The organism is Corynebacterium kefirresidentii (assembly GCF_016599755.1).
Classification (GTDB): Bacteria; Actinomycetota; Actinomycetes; order Mycobacteriales; family Mycobacteriaceae; genus Corynebacterium; species Corynebacterium kefirresidentii.
This window is the reverse complement of the sequence record NZ_CP067012.1, coordinates 904,006-922,246: the sequence shown is the minus strand read 5'-3', so window position 1 is coordinate 922,246 and position 18,241 is coordinate 904,006. Positions and strand designations below refer to the sequence as shown.

17 protein-coding genes are annotated in these 18,241 nt (G+C 58.9%); 12 read left to right on the top strand and 5 right to left on the bottom strand.

Going from position 1 to position 18,241, the window contains the following annotated elements:
* The first annotated feature begins 16 nt into the window (after positions 1-16).
* Complete coding sequence (locus tag I6I12_RS04525) at positions 17-553, top strand: isochorismatase family protein (protein WP_200288850.1); 537 nt, start codon at positions 17-19, stop codon at positions 551-553.
* Between the two features lie 425 nt (positions 554-978).
* Complete coding sequence (gene thiC, locus I6I12_RS04520) at positions 979-2,760, top strand: phosphomethylpyrimidine synthase ThiC (RefSeq protein ID WP_200288849.1); 1,782 nt, start codon at positions 979-981, stop codon at positions 2,758-2,760.
* Here thiC and I6I12_RS04515 read toward each other — a convergent pair.
* Positions 2,752-3,162: a hypothetical protein gene (locus I6I12_RS04515; RefSeq protein ID WP_023021164.1), complete on the bottom strand. Its 411-nt coding sequence runs from the start codon at positions 3,160-3,162 to the stop codon at positions 2,752-2,754. The two genes, thiC and I6I12_RS04515, sit on opposite strands and share 9 nt — an antisense overlap.
* A 125-nt stretch (positions 3,163-3,287) precedes the next feature.
* Between I6I12_RS04515 and sucB the strand changes: the two genes are divergently transcribed.
* From sucB to I6I12_RS04480, 7 genes are all read left to right on the top strand, one after another.
* Positions 3,288-5,324 carry a 2-oxoglutarate dehydrogenase, E2 component, dihydrolipoamide succinyltransferase gene (gene sucB / locus I6I12_RS04510; RefSeq protein WP_200288848.1) on the top strand — a complete coding sequence of 679 codons (2,037 nt, stop codon included), beginning with the start codon at positions 3,288-3,290 and terminating at the stop codon, positions 5,322-5,324.
* Positions 5,325-5,616: 292 nt separating this feature from the next.
* Complete coding sequence (gene gcvP / locus I6I12_RS04505) at positions 5,617-8,460, top strand: aminomethyl-transferring glycine dehydrogenase (RefSeq protein ID WP_023021161.1); 2,844 nt, start codon at positions 5,617-5,619, stop codon at positions 8,458-8,460.
* Positions 8,461-8,462: 2 nt separating this feature from the next.
* Positions 8,463-9,575: a glycine cleavage system aminomethyltransferase GcvT gene (gene gcvT / locus I6I12_RS04500; protein ID WP_200288847.1), complete on the top strand. Its 1,113-nt coding sequence runs from the start codon at positions 8,463-8,465 to the stop codon at positions 9,573-9,575.
* A 36-nt stretch (positions 9,576-9,611) separates the two neighbouring features.
* Positions 9,612-10,004 carry a glycine cleavage system protein GcvH gene (gene gcvH / locus I6I12_RS04495; RefSeq protein ID WP_023021159.1) on the top strand — a complete coding sequence of 131 codons (393 nt, stop codon included), beginning with the start codon at positions 9,612-9,614 and terminating at the stop codon, positions 10,002-10,004.
* An 80-nt stretch (positions 10,005-10,084) separates the two neighbouring features.
* Positions 10,085-10,894: a lipoyl(octanoyl) transferase LipB gene (gene lipB, locus I6I12_RS04490; protein ID WP_023021158.1), complete on the top strand. Its 810-nt coding sequence runs from the start codon at positions 10,085-10,087 to the stop codon at positions 10,892-10,894.
* Between the two features lie 121 nt (positions 10,895-11,015).
* Positions 11,016-12,080 carry a lipoyl synthase gene (lipA, locus tag I6I12_RS04485; protein WP_200289024.1) on the top strand — a complete coding sequence of 355 codons (1,065 nt, stop codon included), beginning with the start codon at positions 11,016-11,018 and terminating at the stop codon, positions 12,078-12,080.
* An 81-nt stretch (positions 12,081-12,161) separates the two neighbouring features.
* The gene (locus tag I6I12_RS04480; protein ID WP_200288846.1) at positions 12,162-12,947 is read left to right on the top strand and encodes a DUF4191 domain-containing protein; all 786 of its coding nucleotides are present in this window, start codon (positions 12,162-12,164) and stop codon (positions 12,945-12,947) included.
* 76 nt (positions 12,948-13,023) lie between these two features.
* Here the strand turns inward: I6I12_RS04480 and I6I12_RS04475 are convergent, their stop codons facing one another.
* On the bottom strand, positions 13,024-13,497 hold the full coding sequence (locus I6I12_RS04475) for an RDD family protein (RefSeq protein ID WP_200288845.1): 474 nt from the start codon (positions 13,495-13,497) through the stop codon (positions 13,024-13,026).
* 118 nt (positions 13,498-13,615) lie between these two features.
* Here I6I12_RS04475 and glnA point away from each other — a divergent pair, with 118 nt between their 5' ends.
* From glnA to I6I12_RS04460, 3 genes are all read left to right on the top strand, one after another.
* Positions 13,616-15,049, top strand: coding sequence for a type I glutamate--ammonia ligase (glnA, locus tag I6I12_RS04470; protein WP_023021154.1), 1,434 nt, complete (start codon positions 13,616-13,618; stop codon positions 15,047-15,049).
* A 241-nt stretch (positions 15,050-15,290) separates the two neighbouring features.
* The gene (locus I6I12_RS04465) at positions 15,291-16,256 is read left to right on the top strand and encodes a TDT family transporter (RefSeq protein WP_200288844.1); all 966 of its coding nucleotides are present in this window, start codon (positions 15,291-15,293) and stop codon (positions 16,254-16,256) included.
* Between the two features lie 74 nt (positions 16,257-16,330).
* Positions 16,331-16,711 (top strand): hypothetical protein, encoded by a 381-nt coding sequence (locus tag I6I12_RS04460; protein WP_023021152.1) that lies wholly within the window; start codon positions 16,331-16,333, stop codon positions 16,709-16,711.
* On the opposite strand, the gene I6I12_RS04455 is transcribed toward I6I12_RS04460, so the two are convergent.
* Genes I6I12_RS04455 through I6I12_RS04445 form a run of 3 tightly spaced genes read right to left on the bottom strand, consistent with a single transcriptional unit; the run spans position 16,708 to position 18,240 of the window.
* Positions 16,708-17,253 (bottom strand): NUDIX hydrolase, encoded by a 546-nt coding sequence (locus tag I6I12_RS04455; RefSeq protein WP_200288843.1) that lies wholly within the window; start codon positions 17,251-17,253, stop codon positions 16,708-16,710. The two genes, I6I12_RS04460 and I6I12_RS04455, sit on opposite strands and share 4 nt — an antisense overlap.
* Before the next feature lie 29 nt (positions 17,254-17,282).
* Positions 17,283-18,116, bottom strand: a complete 834-nt coding sequence (locus I6I12_RS04450; RefSeq protein WP_200288842.1) for a trypsin-like serine protease — start codon at positions 18,114-18,116, stop codon at positions 17,283-17,285.
* Positions 18,094-18,240 carry a hypothetical protein gene (locus I6I12_RS04445; RefSeq protein WP_200288841.1) on the bottom strand — a complete coding sequence of 49 codons (147 nt, stop codon included), beginning with the start codon at positions 18,238-18,240 and terminating at the stop codon, positions 18,094-18,096. The genes I6I12_RS04450 and I6I12_RS04445 overlap by 23 nt, the downstream gene beginning before the upstream one ends.
* Between the last annotated feature and the right edge of the window lies 1 nt (position 18,241).

Sequence of the window (18,241 nt, the reverse complement as noted above, 5' to 3'; positions counted from 1 at the left end):
TTAAACTCCTAAAGGCATGAAGCCTGCTCTCATTATCGTTGACGTTCAATATGACTTTTGCCCCGGCGGTGCCTTAGGCACCGAACGAGGCAATGAAGTCGCCGCCAAAATCGCGACTCTGCAACAGGATTATGACACCGTCGTAGCCACGCAGGATTGGCATATAGATCCGGGCTCTCACTTTTCCCAGAGCCCGGATTTTGTTGATTCTTGGCCCGTGCACTGTGTAGCCGAGTCCCACGGCGCGGCCATGCATGAGGCTATCGGGCCGGCCCAAGCCTACTTCCGCAAGGGTGAATACACCGCCGCCTATTCCGGATTTGAGGGTGCTGCTAACGGCACCCTGCTTGCTGACTGGTTGCGCGAGCACCACATCGATGCCGTAGACATCGTGGGCATTGCCACCGATCATTGTGTTCGTGCCACCGCTGCTGATGCCCTACAGGAGGGGTTCACCGTCCGCGTTCTGCGTGACTATTGCTCCCCGGTAGATGAATCTCGCGGTGAGGCGGCGTTGCAAGAGTTAGCCGCTGCCGGCGCCACGATCTGCTAGGCAAAAGAAAACGCCTGCGGCCCTCGAACCGAAAGTGGTCCGAGGGCCGCAGGCGTCTCTCTACAAGGTGTTTCCATGTATCGGCTAAAACAGCCGCCCTCTGGAAACATGAGGGGTTCTCTCTATCTCTCTCGCATGCGCTCTCTCAAACGCATGAACTTAGTATGGGTTACCGATATTGGATAGCGGTGGAAAGATCCTGAAAGTTTCCTGTTGACCTAGCAACCACATTCCTTCACCCTCCCACCACGCATCGCTAGGCCTAGACCAAATGCAGAAAACCCTGCGCTGGGTGAGGCGATTGTTATACGGTGATCTACGTCCCCACGGGTGCCCGAGCACGGGCTGAGAGTGCGCTACAGCTGCGTATCTACCGTTCGAACCTGTTTGGTTAATACCTACGAAGGAAGAGAGGAGAGCCTGCCATGACGGCTGCCCCAGAAAACCACCCCAAGCATTCCTATTCCCCCATTCGGCACAACGGCTTAGAGGTCCCAGAGACCGAAATCCACTTGGACGATTCCCCTCATGCCCCTAACGAGCCCTTCCGCGTTTACCGCACGCGTGGTCCCGAATGCGCACCGGAGCAGGGGCTTCCGGCATTACGCACCGAGTGGATTCAAAAACGCGCGGATACCGAAAAATACCAAGGCCGCAACCGAGAGCTCGCTGACGACGGCCGCGCCGCACAGCGCCGCGGTGCTGCCTCCCAAGAATGGAAGGGCTCTAAGCGCCTGCCGCTTAAGGCGAAGGCAGGCCAACGCGTTACGCAGATGCATTATGCCCGCCAGGGCATCATTACCCGCGAAATGGAATTTGTAGCTCTGCGCGAGCATTGCGATGCGGAATTCGTACGTCAGGAGGTCGCTCGCGGCCGTGCGATTATTCCCAATAATGTCAACCACCCCGAGTCCGAGCCCATGATCATTGGCCGCAAATTTCTTACCAAGATTAACGCCAATATCGGCAACTCAGCAGTATCCTCCTCCATCGATGAGGAAGTATCCAAACTGCGCTGGGCTACCCAATGGGGTGCGGATACCGTCATGGACTTGTCTACGGGTGACGATATCCACACCACCCGTGAGTGGATCTTGCGCAACTCCCCGGTTCCCATCGGCACCGTCCCGATTTACCAAGCATTGGAAAAGGTCAATGGCGTAGCGGAGGACCTCTCGTGGGAAATCTTCCGTGATACCGTCCTCGAGCAATGCGAGCAGGGCGTGGACTATATGACGATTCACGCTGGTGTGCTTTTGGCCTATGTGCCTCTAGCTAGCAATCGCGTGACTGGCATTGTAAGCCGCGGCGGCTCGATTATGGCGGGCTGGTGCTTGGCCCACCACAAAGAATCTTTCCTTTACGAGCACTTTGATGAGTTATGCGAGATTTTTGCGCAATACGATGTTGCATTTTCGCTTGGCGACGGCCTGCGGCCCGGCAGCCTAGCCGATGCGAACGACGCAGCCCAGTTCGCTGAGCTTAAGACGATTGGCGAACTTACCCGCCGGGCTTGGGAGTATGACGTCCAAGTCATGGTGGAAGGCCCTGGCCATGTCCCGCTCAACATGATTCAAGAAAATAACGAGCTCGAGCAAGATTGGGCCTCTGACGCGCCCTTTTATACTCTCGGCCCGCTAGTTACCGATATCGCTCCCGGCTATGACCACATCACTTCTGCCATCGGCGCCGCCCATATCGCTATGGGTGGCACGGCGATGCTGTGCTACGTGACCCCGAAAGAGCACTTGGGCCTACCCAACCGAGATGACGTAAAAACTGGTGTCATTACCTATAAGATTGCCGCGCACTCCGCGGACGTGGCCAAAGGTCACCCTGGCGCCCGTGCCTGGGATGACGCGATGAGCAAGGCCCGCTTTGAATTCCGCTGGAATGATCAGTTTGCGCTTTCCCTCGATCCGGAAACCGCGCAGGCTTACCATGACGAAACCTTGCCTGCCGAGCCAGCAAAGACCGCCCACTTTTGTTCCATGTGTGGCCCCAAGTTCTGCTCTATGCGCATCAGCCAAGACATTCGGGATATGTTTGGCGGGCAGATGGCCGAGCTAGGCATGCCAACGCTAGGTGAGCAAGTCCGCGAGGCCGTCGACGGCACTGCACCGGAGAAAGGCATGCAAGAAAAGTCTGCCGAATTCCGCCGCCGCGGCTCCCAGGTCTACCTACGTGAAGAGAGCGATCTAGCTTAATTCAGTCCCCGTATCGGGGTTCTCGCCGCGCTCGAACCGGGCGCGGCGTTTTCTTTGTTCTTCCCTTTTACGCAGAATGCGGTTTCGCTCCAGGCGTTCACGCATGCGCTGCGGGTAGCCGGTTTCTTCCACGTCATAAATATCGCAGCTCAATAATGCGGCCACCGCGTCGATACCCTTTGGCCCGCCGATGCGACGGCGGATGAACTCGCCGTTTTCATCGACAACGACAACCGACATCTCGTTGACCACTGTTTCCGGCTCCACAAAGGCCTCTACATACATTCTTCCGGCGGCCCACTGTTGCAAATCCTGCGCGTCTTCTGGGCGGATGGTCTCCCCCGGTCCGCGGGGTGGTCGCAGTGACGATCTGGACTTGTTGCGGCGGAAGGGGTTGAACATAATTCCCTAGCTTACCCGGAAGGAGGGTAGTTACTAACCCCACATCTGCACGAGGGTGAGCATCACGCTGTAAGATTGTCGGGTAGCGATAGAACACTTCCAACTTTCGAGGAGTCTTATAACTCATGGCGAACTCCGTTGAGATGCCCGAGCTGGGCGAATCCGTAACCGAAGGCACCATCACGCAGTGGCTCAAGTCCGTCGGCGACACCGTCGAAGTAGACGAGCCTTTGCTCGAGGTCTCCACCGACAAGGTCGATACCGAAATCCCCTCCCCCGTAGCCGGCACCATTATTGAAATTAAGGCTGACGAGGATGACACCATCGAGGTTGGCGAGGTCATTGCCATCATCGGTGACGAGGATGAGGCAGGCTCCGCATCCAACGACTCCTCCGCTGACAAGGACGAGGAAGAAGCAGAAGAAGCTCAGGTAGAGCCAAAGGCTGACTCTTCTAACGGCGGCTCCGGCGACGCATCCGACGTGGAAATGCCAGAACTTGGCGAGTCCGTCACCGAAGGCACCATCACCCAGTGGCTCAAGTCCGTCGGCGACACCGTCGAAGTAGACGAGCCACTGCTCGAGGTCTCCACCGACAAGGTCGACACCGAAATTCCATCCCCAGTAGCAGGCACCCTGGTAGAAATCCTCGCCGACGAAGATGACGCCATCGAGGTAGGCGCAGTCATCGCCCGCATCGGCGACGAAAACGCCACCGCATCCTCCTCCGACTCCAAGCCAGAACCACAGGCCGAAGAAAAGAAGGAAGAGCCGAAGGCTGACTCTTCTAACGGCGGCTCCGGCGATGCATCCGACGTGGAAATGCCAGAACTTGGCGAGTCCGTCACCGAAGGCACCATCACCCAGTGGCTCAAGTCCGTCGGCGACACCGTCGAAGTAGACGAGCCTTTGCTCGAGGTCTCCACCGACAAGGTCGACACCGAAATTCCATCCCCAGTAGCAGGCACCCTGGTAGAAATCCTCGCCGACGAAGATGACACCATCGAGGTAGGCGCAGTCATCGCCCGCATCGGCGACGAAAACGCCACCGCATCCTCCTCCGACTCCAAGCCAGAACCACAGGCCGAAGAAAAGAAGGAAGAGGAAAAGAAGGAAGAGCCAAAGGCAGAGGAAGATAAGAAGCCGGAGCCAAAGGCAGAGGACAAGAAGGAAACCCAGCAGGATTCTTCTCTCAATACCTCCGCGAAGGTCAACAACGGCGACAACGTTCCTTATGTCACCCCACTGGTACGCAAGCTGGCTGACAAGCACGGCGTAGACCTCAACAACGTTGAGGGCACCGGCGTCGGTGGCCGTATCCGCAAGCAGGACGTGCTTGCTGCCGCTGGCGAAGGAGACGCACCTGCCAAGTCTGGTGCGCAATCCGACAACTCCCCACGCGCTCGTTGGTCCACCAAGTCTGTGGATCCGGCCAAGCAGGAGCTTATCGGCACCACCCAGAAGGTTAACCGCATTCGCGAAATCACCGCTTCCAAGATGGTAGAGGCGCTGCAGATTTCCGCACAGCTTACCCACGTGCAGGAAGTCGACATGACTGCCATCTGGGATATGCGCAAGAAGAACAAGCAGGCATTCATCGACAAGCACGGTGCCAACCTGTCCTTCCTGCCATTCATCGTGAAGGCTACCGCTGAGGCCCTAGTCTCCCACCCGAACGTCAATGCGTCTTATAACCCAGAAACCAAGGAGATGACCTACCACGCGGACGTCAACATCGCTATCGCTGTTGATACGCCGAAGGGTCTGCTCACCCCGGTCATCCACAAGGCACAGGACATGACCCTGCCGCAGATCGCGCAGCAGATTGCGGAGCTGGCTGATAAGGCCCGCAATAACAAGCTGAAGCCGAACGATCTGACCGGTGCTACCTTCACCGTGACCAACATCGGTTCCGAGGGCGCCATGCTCGATACCCCGATCTTGGTTCCGCCACAGGCCGGCATTCTGGGTACCGCAGCCATTGAGAAGCGTCCGGTGGTTGTCAACGAAAACGGCCAGGATGCCATTGCCATCCGCCAGATGTGCTACCTGCCATTCACCTACGATCACCAGGTGGTTGACGGTGCGGACGCAGGCCGCTTCATCACCACCATCAAGGATCGCCTGCAGACCGCGGACTTCCAGGCAGACCTCGAAGTCTAAAGGTTCTATCGCCGCTTAAAGCCTTCCAGCCCTACTGCGGGGCTGGAAGGCTTTTGCCATGTCTGGGGTGCCAAGTGGGGGTGATAGTTCCGCCTTTAGCTGAACCATCCATCCCGTTTTATTCGAGGCTTTTCGCGGTCGTTCCCCCTAAGCCCGTGGTGAGCGCCTTAGGAGCCACCTTAGACAGTGATGCGGTGCATAAAAGTTTCTCAAGGGGGATCGGCTCACCCATTATTAAACATATAATTAGGGCGGTTATAGCCATTGTCCCTCACTAAGGAGTCTCACTGACATGGAATTCATCTCCCGCCACCTAGGGCCGGATTCTACGGAGCAGGCCACCATGCTTGCGAAGGTAGGCTACGACAGCGTGGACGCGCTGGTCGATGCCGCCATTCCCTCCAAGATCCGCGCCGCAGAATTGCCTCAGCTTCCTGAGGCACTCTCGGAGGATGAAGCACAGGCTACGTTGCGGGAGTACGCCAACCAGAACACTGTGCTAAAGCCTTTCTATGGTCAGGGCTTTTCAGATACCCTCACCCCAGCGGTCATCCGCCGCGGTCTGCTAGAAGATGCTGGTTGGTATACCGCTTATACGCCGTACCAGCCGGAGATTTCCCAGGGGCGTCTGGAAGCGCTGCTGAATTTCCAGACCATGATTGAATCCCTCACTGGACTACCGATTGCGAATGCCTCTCTCTTGGATGAGGCTTCTGCTGCGGCTGAGGCCGTGGGCCTTATGTCCCGTGCGGTAAAGAAGGGCCGCCGTGTAGTGCTCGATTCCCGCCTGCACCCGCAGGTGCTTACCGTCGCCGCGGAGCGTGCCCGCGCGATTGACCTCGAGGTGGAAATCGTCGACCTGCGCGAAGGCCTCGTAGGCGAGGACCTCATTGGCGCCGTCATTGCCTACACCGGCACCGAGGGCGACATTTTTGATCCCTCTTCCCTCATCGAAGAGCTGCATACCCGCGGCGCGCTAGCCGCTGTGGTCACCGACCCGCTTTCCCTGCTTCTCTTGGAAGGCCCTGGCTCACTGGGCGCCGATATTGTACTAGGTTCCTCCCAGCGCTTCGGCGTGCCGCTCTTCTTCGGTGGCCCGCACGCTGCTTATATGGCGGTTACAGAAAAACTCAAGCGGCAGATGCCTGGCCGCATCGTCGGTGTTTCTAAGGACGCGGATGGTCGCCCGGCCTACCGCTTGGCACTGCAGACTCGCGAGCAGCACATTCGCCGCGAGCGCGCCACCTCTAATATCTGTACTGCGCAGGCGTTGCTAGCTAATGTCGCCTCCATGTACGCCGTCTACCACGGTCCGCAAGGCCTCAAGGCTATCGCACAGCGCGTGCATGGGCTTGCCTCCAGCTTCGCCCAATCCGTCAAGGATGCCGGAAAGCAGCTGGTATCTGAAGACTTCTTCGATACAGTCACCGTCGCCGGCGTGGATGCCACCAGCATCAAGGAAAACCTCCAGAAGGAGGGATACCTCGTGCGCGCGATCGGTGAGGACAAGGTATCGGTGTCCTTCGGTGAGTCGGCGACTAAGGAGGACGTCGCCAAGCTCGCCCAAGCCTTCGGCGCTGAGGCGACTGAGGCTGACTTCGACCTGCCTAAGAGCCTGCAGCGCAGCCAGGAGCCGCTCCAGCACGAGGTATTCAACCGCATCCACTCCGAAACCCAGATGTTGCGCTACCTGCGCAAGCTGGCTGATAAGGACTTAGCACTTGACCGCACCATGATCCCGCTGGGGTCTTGCACCATGAAGCTCAACCCCACCGCCGCCATGGAGCCGATTTCCTGGCCGGAATTTGCTGGCATCCACCCCTACGCCCCGGAAGAGACAACCACTGGCTGGCGCGCACTGGTCGAGGAGATTGAAGGTTGGTTGGCCGAGATTACCGGCTATGCCAAGGTCTCCATCCAGCCCAACGCCGGATCCCAGGGCGAGCTGGCCGGCCTTTTGGCCATCCGCCGCTACCACGTAGCCAATGGCGATAACGAGCGCGATGTAGTACTCATCCCGGCTTCCGCACACGGCACGAATGCGGCCTCGGCTACGCTGGCTAACCTGCGCGTTGTGGTGGTAAAGACCGCGGACGACGGCTCTATTGATCTGGCGGATTTGGATGAAAAGATTGCCAAGCATGGCAACCACATCGCCGGCATCATGGTGACCTACCCGTCCACCCACGGGGTCTTTGACCCAGAGGTTCGCGATGTTTGCGATAAAGTCCACGCGGTGGGCGGCCAGGTCTACATTGACGGTGCGAATATGAACGCACTGACCGGTTGGGCCCGCCCAGGGCAGTTCGGCGGCGATGTCTCCCACCTCAACCTGCACAAGACCTTTACCATTCCGCATGGCGGTGGCGGCCCAGGCGTGGGTCCAGTAGCAGTGGCCGAGCACCTTATCCCGTTCCTGCCCACCAATGCCGCGGATCCGCAGCTGGATGCAACCACTGCTACCCCGGTTGGGCAAGGCGTGCCTATTACCAGTACCAAGTACGGCTCGGCCGGTGTGCTGCCGATTTCCTGGGCATACCTAGCTATGAGCGGCGCGCAGGGACTTGCTCAAGCCTCCGCCCACGCAATTTTGGGCGCAAATTACCTGGCCAAGTCCCTGGAAGATTCCTTCCCTGTGCTCTACACCGGCAATGCTGGCTTGGTGGCCCATGAATGCATCCTGGATCTGCGCGCGCTTACCGACGCCTCTGGGGTCACCGCCGCGGACGTCGCCAAGCGCCTCGTAGACTTTGGCTTCCACGCCCCGACCCTGGCTTTCCCGGTGGCCGGCACCCTCATGGTGGAGCCCACCGAGTCCGAGGACTTGGGCGAGCTGGATCGTTTCATCGAGGCAATGCGCACCATCCGCGCCGAGATCCAAGAAATCATCGACGGCCAGGTGTCCTACGAAGGCTCCGTCATCCACCATGCTCCGTTTACCGCGGAGTCCGTTAGCGCCGATACGTGGGACTTTGTCTTCAGCCGAGAAAAGGCCGCTTGGCCAGTGAAATCCCTGCGCCACAGCTACAAGTACTTCCCGCCGGTGCGCCGCATCGACGAGGCCTATGGTGATCGCAACTTGGTCTGCAGCTGCCCGCCGCCGGAAGCATTCGATATCGACGATTCTGAGGAGTAAACATGACCGAACTACTTACCTCCCCACTCAATGCCGAGCACGAGAAGCTCGGCGCCACCTTTACGGCCTTCGGCCCATGGAACATGCCGCTGAAGTACCAGAACGAGCTAGACGAGCACCGCGCCGTACGCAACAGCGCCGGTCTATTTGACCTGTCTCATATGGGCGAAATCTGGGTCAACGGCGCCGACGCCGGCAAGTTCTTGTCCTATGCCTTCATCTCCAACTTTGAGCCCCTCAAGGTGGGCAAGGCCAAGTACTCCATGATCAACGCCGAGGACGGCGGCATCATCGATGACCTCATTACCTACCGCTTTGAGGAAGATAAATTCCTCGTCGTCCCGAATGCCGGCAACGCCGATACCGTGTGGGACGAGCTCAACAAGCGCGCCGAGAGCTTCGATGTCACCTTGAAGAACGAGTCCCGTGACGTGGCCATGATCGCCGTCCAGGGCCCTAAGGCCGCAGAAATCCTCGTCCCGTTGGTGGAAGACAATAAGCAGGACGAGGTCTACAACCTCGGCTATTACGCCGCCACCATGGGTAAGGTGGCGCGCACCTTTGCCATCATCGCGCGCACCGGCTACACCGGTGAGGATGGCTTCGAGCTCATTGTGTACAACTCCGATGCCGCGCAGCTGTGGGAAGAGCTGCTCAAGGCCGGTGCAGAATACGACCTCAAGCCGTGCGGCCTCGCCGCCCGCGATTCCCTACGCCTCGAGGCCGGCATGCCTCTTTACGGCAACGAGCTCTCCCGCGACATCACCCCGGTAGAGGCGGGCATGGCCCGTGCCTTTGCCAAAAAGGAGGCCGATTTCGTCGGCTCCGAGGTCGTCCGCCAACGCGCCGCCGAAGGCCCGCAGGTAGCGATCACCGGTCTCACCTCCGAGCAGCGCCGCGCAGCCCGCGCCGGTGCCGAGGTTTTCGTGGGCGATGAGAAGGTAGGCACGGTCACCTCCGGCCAGCCTTCCCCCACTCTGGGACACCCAGTGGCCATCGCGCTGCTGAATACCGGCGCGAACCTCGAGCCCGGCTCCGCTGTAGAGGTGGAGATTCGCGGTAAGCGCTATCCTTTTGAAGTAACCGCGTTGCCGTTCTATAAGCGCGACAAGTAAGCATCTTTTCAACCAGCCCGAAAGGACCACATCACCATGGCTAACCTTCCTCAAGATTTTTCCTACTCCGAAGACCACGAGTGGGTCAACGCTGCCGCCGATGCCGTTGCTGGCGCTACCGTGCGCATCGGCATTACTTCCGTGGCTGCTGACCGCCTCGGTGAGGTCGTCTTCGCCGAACTGCCGGAGGTAGGCGATACCGTTACCGCCGGCGAGTCTTGTGGCGAGGTCGAATCCACGAAGTCCGTCTCTGACCTCTACTCCCCTGTCACCGGCACCGTAAAGGCCGTTAACGAGGATGTGCACGATGACTACGCTGTCATCAACAACGACCCGTTCGGCGAGGGCTGGCTTTTCGAGGTTGAGGTTGATGAGGCCGGCGAGCTCATGGATGCTGCCGCTTATGCATCCGCCAACGGCCTAGATTAATTCGACCCCACGCGGGAGGGTGTGCCACGCGCACCCTCCCGCTTTGCTTTGCCCACCGCACCAGAGGAAACTTTGAGTCTATGACTGCACCACGCGATCCTTTCTTCCCCGCCGAGCGTTCTATCCGCGCCTCCGATAAACCACTAGAGGTCCGTTTCTTGGGCCGGATGGACTACCAGGAGGCCTGGGACTACCAGGCCGAGGTAGCAGCCGCGCGCGCCAAGGGGGAACAAGACGATGTGGTGCTCGTAGTCGAACACCCCAATATCTATACCGCCGGCAAGCGCACCCAACCGGAAGATATGCCAGATAACGGCCTGCCCGTTATCACCGTTGACCGTGGCGGGCGCATCACCTGGCATGGCGAAGGCCAGCTGGTCATCTACCCCATTATCAAATTGGCCGAGCCCGTCGACGTCGTCGACTATGTCCGCCGCCTCGAGGAGGCCACCATCCAGACGGTCCGCCAGATGGGGGTAACCACCGCCGGGCGCATCGATGGCCGCTCGGGCGTGTGGGTTCCTTCCACTACCGAAGCCAAGGATCCCTCCGCTCCGAAGCGTGACCGCAAGATTGCCGCTCTTGGAATCCGCATTACTCGCGGGGTGACCATGCACGGTTTGGCGCTTAACTGCTGCAATACGCTGGAATACTACGACCACATCGTGGCATGTGGCATCGATGACGCCGATGTCACCACCCTATCGCTGGAGCTCGGACGCCAGGTCAGCCTCGAGGATGCCACCCAACCGCTTTTGCAGGCGCTTGATGACGCCCTCTCGGGCCGCCTCATTGTCGCCGACCACACCTTTGGCTCAGCCCCTGATCCCACGAAGTTAGCGAATGAAAGGGCTAGACAGAGGCGTCGGCAAGCGCGGCAAGAACCCTAGTTTGGGGCTGGCGCGGAATAGGATGTGACCGCGGCGACTTATACCTAGAAGAGCTATTAGCCATCACCACCATCAACCGATAAAGTGAGTTTTTGTGACTGTTAAGCCTGAAGGACGCAAGATGCTCCGCATTGAAAAGAAGAATGCGGAGTCACCCATCGAACAAAAGCCACGCTGGATCCGCAACCAGGTTCGCACTGGCCCGGGCTATGAGGACATGAAGTCCCGCGTGGCTGGGGCCTCCCTGCACACCGTGTGCCAGGAGGCAGGTTGCCCGAATATCCACGAGTGCTGGGAATCCCGCGAGGCTACCTTCCTCATCGGTGGCGATAAGTGCACCCGCCGCTGCGACTTCTGCGATATTGCCACCGGCAAGCCGGAAGAACTAGACCGCGATGAACCGCGCCGCGTAGCCGAAAATATCCGGGAAATGGACCTTAACTACACCACCATTACCGGTGTTACCCGCGATGATCTCCCCGATGAGGGTGCATGGCTCTACGCCGAGGTCGTGCGCAAGATTCACGAGCTTAACCCCCACACCGGCGTGGAAAACCTCACCCCGGATTTCTCTGGCAAGCCAGACCTGCTGGAGGAGGTCTTCGAGGCCAAGCCGGAGGTCTTCGCGCACAACCTGGAGACCGTGCCGCGCATCTTTAAGCGCATCCGCCCGGCCTTCCGCTACGAGCGCTCCTTGGACGTCATCCGCCAGGCACATGATTATGGCCTCATTACCAAGTCCAACCTGATTTTGGGCATGGGCGAGACCGAGGAAGAGGTCGAGGAAGCTTTACGTGACCTGCGCTCTGCTGGCTGCGATATCATCACCATCACCCAGTACCTGCGCCCCGGCCCGCGCTTCCACCCGATTGAGCGCTGGGTGCGCCCAGAGGAATTCGTGGCCCACTCCAAGCTGGCTAAGGAACTCGGCTTCGGCGGCGTCATGTCCGGCCCGCTGGTGCGCTCTTCTTATCGCGCCGGCCGCCTCTACGTGCAGGCTATGGAAAAGCGCGGCTTCGAGCTGCCGGATAACCTCAAGCACCTGGCGGAGACCTCTCAGGGTGCCACCGCCCAAGAAGCCTCCACCCTGCTGGAGAAATACGGCCCATCGGAGGAGACTCCCGTGACCACCCGCATGGCCAAGGCTCCGGCTAATGCGAATTCGGCGGCGGCCACCGTCCGCTAAACCACACGTTTTCATAACGGCCTGCGCTTTCCGCGTGGGCCGTTTTAACATTCATGCCCATTGACCTTTAAAGTAGGAGCCATGGCGAAAGATGACAAGGCAGCACTAAAGGCTGCAAAGAAGCAAGAACGCGCGGCCAAGCGCCAGCAGCGTAAGCAAACCTGGTCCCAAATGTGGCAAGCATTTAATATGCAGCGCAAGCAGGATAAGGCGCTTATCCCCATCATGCTGGGCGCCTTCCTGGGCATGGGCTTGCTCTTCTTCCTGATCGGCTCGCTTTTCCACGGCCAGTGGTTCATGCTCATCCTGGGCTTGGGCATCGGCGCGCTGCTCGCAATGTTCCTATTTACCCGCCGCCTTGAGCGCGATATGTACAAGCGCGTGGAAGACCAGCCGGGTGCTGCGGGCTGGGCACTCGAGCAGCAGCTGCGCAATACCGTGGGCATCGTCTGGTCCGTCAAAACCGGCGTGGCCGCCACCCGCCAGCAGGATCTTATCCACCGCGTCATCGGCAATGCGGGCGTCATCTTCGTGTGCGAAGGCAATAAGAACCGCGTGCGCCCTACCCTCAACCAGCTTAAGAAGCGCGTAGACAAGATCGCCGGCGGCGTTCCCATCTACGAGATCTTCGTAGGCAACGGCGAGGACGAGGTTCCCGTTTCCAAGCTGCGCAATAAGGTCATGAAGCTGCCGCGCAACTTTAATAAGAACGAAACCTACGAAAACATCCGCCGCATCGAGGCCATGGACTCCATGCCGGGTACCACCCCGGGCATGCCCAAGGGTCCAATGCCCCACCAGGCGCAGAACATGGCCGGCATGAATCGCCGCATGCGCCGCGCCCAGCAGCGCAAAAAAAATAAGTAGGGCGCCTAAAGCGAATCCCTGCCGCACCATATGAGGTGTGGCAGGGATTTTCTCTTGCCCGGAAAATCCGGGCGACTTAGGAGCGAATAACGATGGTACCGGTGGCGCGGTCATGCATTCCGCGTCCATCCGCATCAACCATGGCCGCTGGGAACAGCACACCGGTGAGCACCGTGCGCAGCGCCGCGCGCCATAGGCCCACGCGGGCACCGGGAACGTCAAGCCGGGCAACACCCATGCCTAAAAGCAACATGCCGGGTGTGCGAGCAAAGAGCCAACCACATGCGATTCCCATGACTACCCACAGCGCGTAGCCCAAGAAAGCCACACCGCCGAATTCCGTGGTGAACATGTGGATCAGGTTGGCGATGAGCATGCACACGATCCAGTCAATCGCCACAGCGCCGGCGCGGCGGCCAACGGAAGCTAGTGACCCCGGTCCGGACTCCGGAAGGCCGAGCTTTTCGCCCGGCCAGCGGCCGGGACCTTCCATGTCATCGTATTCGCCCGGAATATTCGGCCCGTCGAGCCACGTACGCTTATCTGCCATGCTCACCAATCTAGCGGGCGGAAAGTGAGATGTGAAACGAGGGGAATCGCGATGCCTAAGGCGAGAACCTAGTAGGCTATAGAGAGACAATTCACCGGTCAACAACGAGGAGACAAACGTGTCTTTCGAGACAGTGCAGGACATCGTCCAATTTATTCAGGACGAGGACGTAAAATTCGTCGATATCCGTTTTACGGACGTCCCAGGCACCGAGCACCACTTTTCCATCCCAGCAGAAGAGTTCACCGTAGAAGATGCTGAAAGCGGCCTCGCTTTCGACGGCTCCTCTATCCGCGGATTCACCACCATCGATGAGTCCGATATGACCCTGCTGCCGGATCCAGCCACCGCGCATATTGATCCGTTCCGCACGGCCAAGACCCTGAATATCAAGTTCTTCGTCCACGACCCATTTACCTTTGAACCGTTCTCCCGCGACCCGCGCAACATCGCGCGCAAGGCGGAAGAGTACCTGCAGTCCACCGGCATCGCCGATACCTGCAATTTTGGCGCTGAGGCCGAGTTCTACCTCTTTGACTCCGTACGCTTTGGCACCGACGTCCAGCACGGCTTTTACGAGGTTGATTCCGATGAAGGTTGGTGGAACCGCGATAGCGAAACCAACTTCGACGGCACCCCGAACACCGGCTACAAGACCCGCCTGAAGGGCGGCTACTTCCCCACCGCTCCGTATGACAAGCACGGTGAAGTGCGCGACGCCATGGTGGAAAACCTGCAAAAGGTAGGCTTCCACATCGAGCGCTTCCACCACGAGGTGGGCGCCGGCCAGAACGAAATCAACTACCGCTTCAATTCCATGTTGCACGCGGGCGATGACATTCAGACCTTCAAGTACGTGGTCAAGCAGACCGCAGCGCAGTGGGGCAAGACCGCCACCTTCATGCCCAAGCCGTTGGCCGGCGATAATGGTTCCGGCATGCACGCCCACATGTCCCTGTGGAAGGACGGCAAGCCGCTGTTCCACGATGAAGCCGGCTACGCAGGTCTTTCCGATATCGCCCGCTACTATATTGGCGGCATCCTCCACCACGCTGGTGCTGTGCTTGCGTTCACCAACCCAACGCTGAACTCCTATCACCGTCTGGTCCCAGGCTTCGAGGCTCCGATTAACCTGGTCTACTCCCAGCGCAATCGCTCCGCTGCAATCCGTATCCCGATTACCGGTTCCAACCCGAAGGCTAAGCGCATCGAATTCCGCGCTCCGGACCCATCCGGCAACCCGTACTTGGGCTTTGCCGCCATGATGATGGCCGGCATCGACGGCGTAAAGAACCGCATCGAGCCACACGCTCCGGTAGATAAGGACCTCTACGAGCTGCCGCCTGCAGAAGCTGAATCCATCCCGCAGGCCCCGACCTCCCTCGAGGCTTCCCTCAAGGCCCTGCAGGAGGACATGGACTTCCTCACCGAAGGCGATGTTTTCACCGAGGACCTCATCGAGACCTACATCAACTACAAGTACGAGAACGAGATTAACCCCGTTCGCCTGCGCCCGACCCCGCAGGAATTTGAGATGTATTTCGATTGCTAAAGCTGCGCTAGCCAGCGTCCTATAGGGGACGAAAGGGCACGCGCCTACAAAGCTCAGTCCCGAGACCTTCAGTGGGTCTCGGGACTTGCTTTTTCTAAGCCGACCCCGCGAGATGCGATCGATGCCACAAGATGATCTAGGCTTGACCCCCGCCCCTAAATCCATACTTAGCGAGAGTTCTCACCAGCCCAAACGAGAGCAAAATTCTGATAACCCGACCGAAAGAAATTAACATGTGGGTGTGACTGATAGATTCCGCCAACTCCCAGCCCCCGGCCCCGCGTGGGGAGGCAGCCTCATGGGCACCTCCATCGTTTCGCGCCTACTCGTGGAAGAAGGCATGATGATCCTGGCCGGCATTTTTGCCGCCATTGCGTGCGTCATCTTTGTCGTCCTCACCGCGGGTTTCTTGCGCTACCGCCATCCCAGCTTCGAGCGCACCACAATGGCGGAATGGTCGATGTTTTTCATCGGAATCTTGGCGCTCGGCGCCGCGCTTTCCGGGCTCACGGACATTCCTACTTTCCGCCTCATAGGCTTTTGGATCGGTGGCCCAATTACGGTTATCACGTGGGCTATCCAGCTCACACGCTTTGATGGCGAGCCGAAGTTCACCTGGGGCCTGCCACTGGTTGGCCCCATGATTTCGGCCTCGGTTTCTGGTTGGCTGGCTCACGATTACGGCCAGTTCTACCACGTAATGGGCACGATATTTTTCTTCATGTCCCTGGTAACGGCGGTGCCGACCTTTGCTCGCGTGTACTGGGCCGCATGGCACGGGAAGGTGGATTTTACCGGCGCGAAATCAGCCACTGCCTGGGTACCACTAGGCGTGGTAGGCCAGTCCACCACGGCTATGCAGATTCTTTTCCCCGGCCCGGTATCCATTTATTACGGCCTGACTGCCCTCATCATCGCCATTCCGCTATCCATCTACGCGATGTTTACCTTCTATCCCAATGTAGCTCGGTGGGTCCCCTATTCCCCTGCCTGGTGGTCGTGCACCTTCCCGCCGGGAACCGTCAGCATGGGCGGCCACCAGCTGGCATTGGTCAATGGCTCCGAGCTTATCGACGCCATTGCGCTCACCATCCCGGTTCTCCTCACCGCGCACTGGATGCTGTGCTCCACCCGCTTCCTGAGCTGGGTATGGGAAGGCAAAAAGCAAACAGGCCCTGAAGAGCCACTTATCACTACAGGCCAATAAAAGGAGCAAAGAGGAGCAGCCACTATGCGAGACTCCAGCTTTGAAGATTCGAAGCGCCGCAACGGTCGCCGGTGATGTATAGTTCCTCCCCCATCACCTTCATCGCTTGGGAATGCGCGGACCTGACTGCAGTAAGACAGGTACTCGCCGGCGTGCAGCGAAACGGCATCTATCTCTACGGCGAGCACCTGCTCTTGGAGACGTCGTGGCTGGGCCAAGGCGCACGGGACTTCTACGCCACAGCATGGCGCTGGAGTGCAGATGATTGCCCGCTTTTCTATGAGTTGGCGCGACAGGGCAAGGTCCTCATCACCATTAATACTGCGGTGATTGCCTGCGGCGATAAAGAAGACATCGCTACTGCGCGCGACTGCATTGCACAAGAGCTTATCGCCGCCCGCAATCCGCAGCATCTGTGCAAGCTGCTTGCCGACGCCGCAACAAAGCCGACCTAAAGCCCTGGTTGCTCGCTGCGCTTCATCCAGCCCATACGTGGAACAAAGCCGCGGGGATGTTTCATCTGGGCTACTGCGTCAGCAATCATGAGGCGGTGGCGGCGCGAAACGCTATCGGGAAGCTTCGCCACCGAGAACCAATCCGCCTCGGTATTTTCTTCATCACTAATGACCGGCTCTGCGCCCTCTGCTACCGATACACGCAGCGCCGTTCCCATGAAGGTGCACTCATCGCCATTGGGATAGGTCACTGGGCCGGTTTGCCCTACGCCCAAAAGCGCTTCCACCTTGGCCTCGAGTCCGACTTCTTCTTTGACCTCTCGCAGCGCAGTGGTGGTAATTTCCTCGCCCGGCTCACAGATTCCTTCCACCGGTGTCCACACACCATTATCGGAGCGCTTGACTAGGAGCACGGAAGGAACCTCCCACAATGCGGCATCTGCGGGTACATCGCGGAGGATAATGGCGCTACAGGCCGGCACGAAGATCTGATCCTGACCAATCTTTTCGCGCAGCTGAACAATGAAATCTGGAGTCGGCATGCCACCTAGGGTAGACCAGTGCTGCCGATCTAGGCCATCGGGCCTAGAACCTTCTTGGCAAGCCGTTGAATATCGGTAGCCAAGGTGAAAGTCAGCTCCATATCCGTCTGTGTGTTCTCGCAGGAACGCCCTTCTTCGAGGGATTGCGTCGTTCCGGAGACCACGCCCACGATGGTCTGTTTGCCTTCTACCTCGCCATAGACCGGCCCGCCCGAATCGCCATTGGTACTGCACACGTGTGCCCGTGCAGCAAGCGAATCCCACTGGCGGTCCTGCCAGGTAAGCTGCGCAATTTCCGCATCATGGGATAGCGATCCACACGTCTCATTAGTAACCACGCCCAGCTTGCACACCTTCTGCGGCAGATGAGCCAGCGAGGTGGCGACGGTATTGTCTACTTCCCCGGGGACATAGTAATCAGCACTGCCGGTGATTTCGATAAAAGCTACGTCGAGGTCATAACTCTTTTCGGCGTAGTTATCAGAATAAATGACCTCACCAATGGGCTCGGCAGGATATTTGAACTCACCGTCGGCAGAGCCAGCCCAGACCTTATCGTGAGGTTTGCCGCAATGGCCGGCGGTAACGGCGATGGTGCGGGCGTCGGCAAGCGTAAATGACCATGCCGCCGTACAAGAGTGGTACTGGAAATAAGCACCCGGCTGCGGGTCATCGCCGGAGAGCTCAAGAGCCGTGCCCGGCGCGATCGGCGCCACGGCCGGGGAATAGACCTCATTAGGAATGAGGTTTTTATAAGACAGGGCAGAAAAACTTGGTTCTTCCCCACCCCGAATCGGGCTGCAGGCCGCGAGGAGCACGGCCGTGCAGACTGCACCAACGCTAGTTGCTATCCGCGCCCGCATCCCCGGCGTCGTCCTTAGCATCCTCATCCGTAGCCATCTCCGCCTGGGCCTTGAGATCGCGGATGAACTTTTCTGGGTCAAACTCGGTGTAGTGTTCTGGGCCGGCAAAATTTTCTAGGGCCATG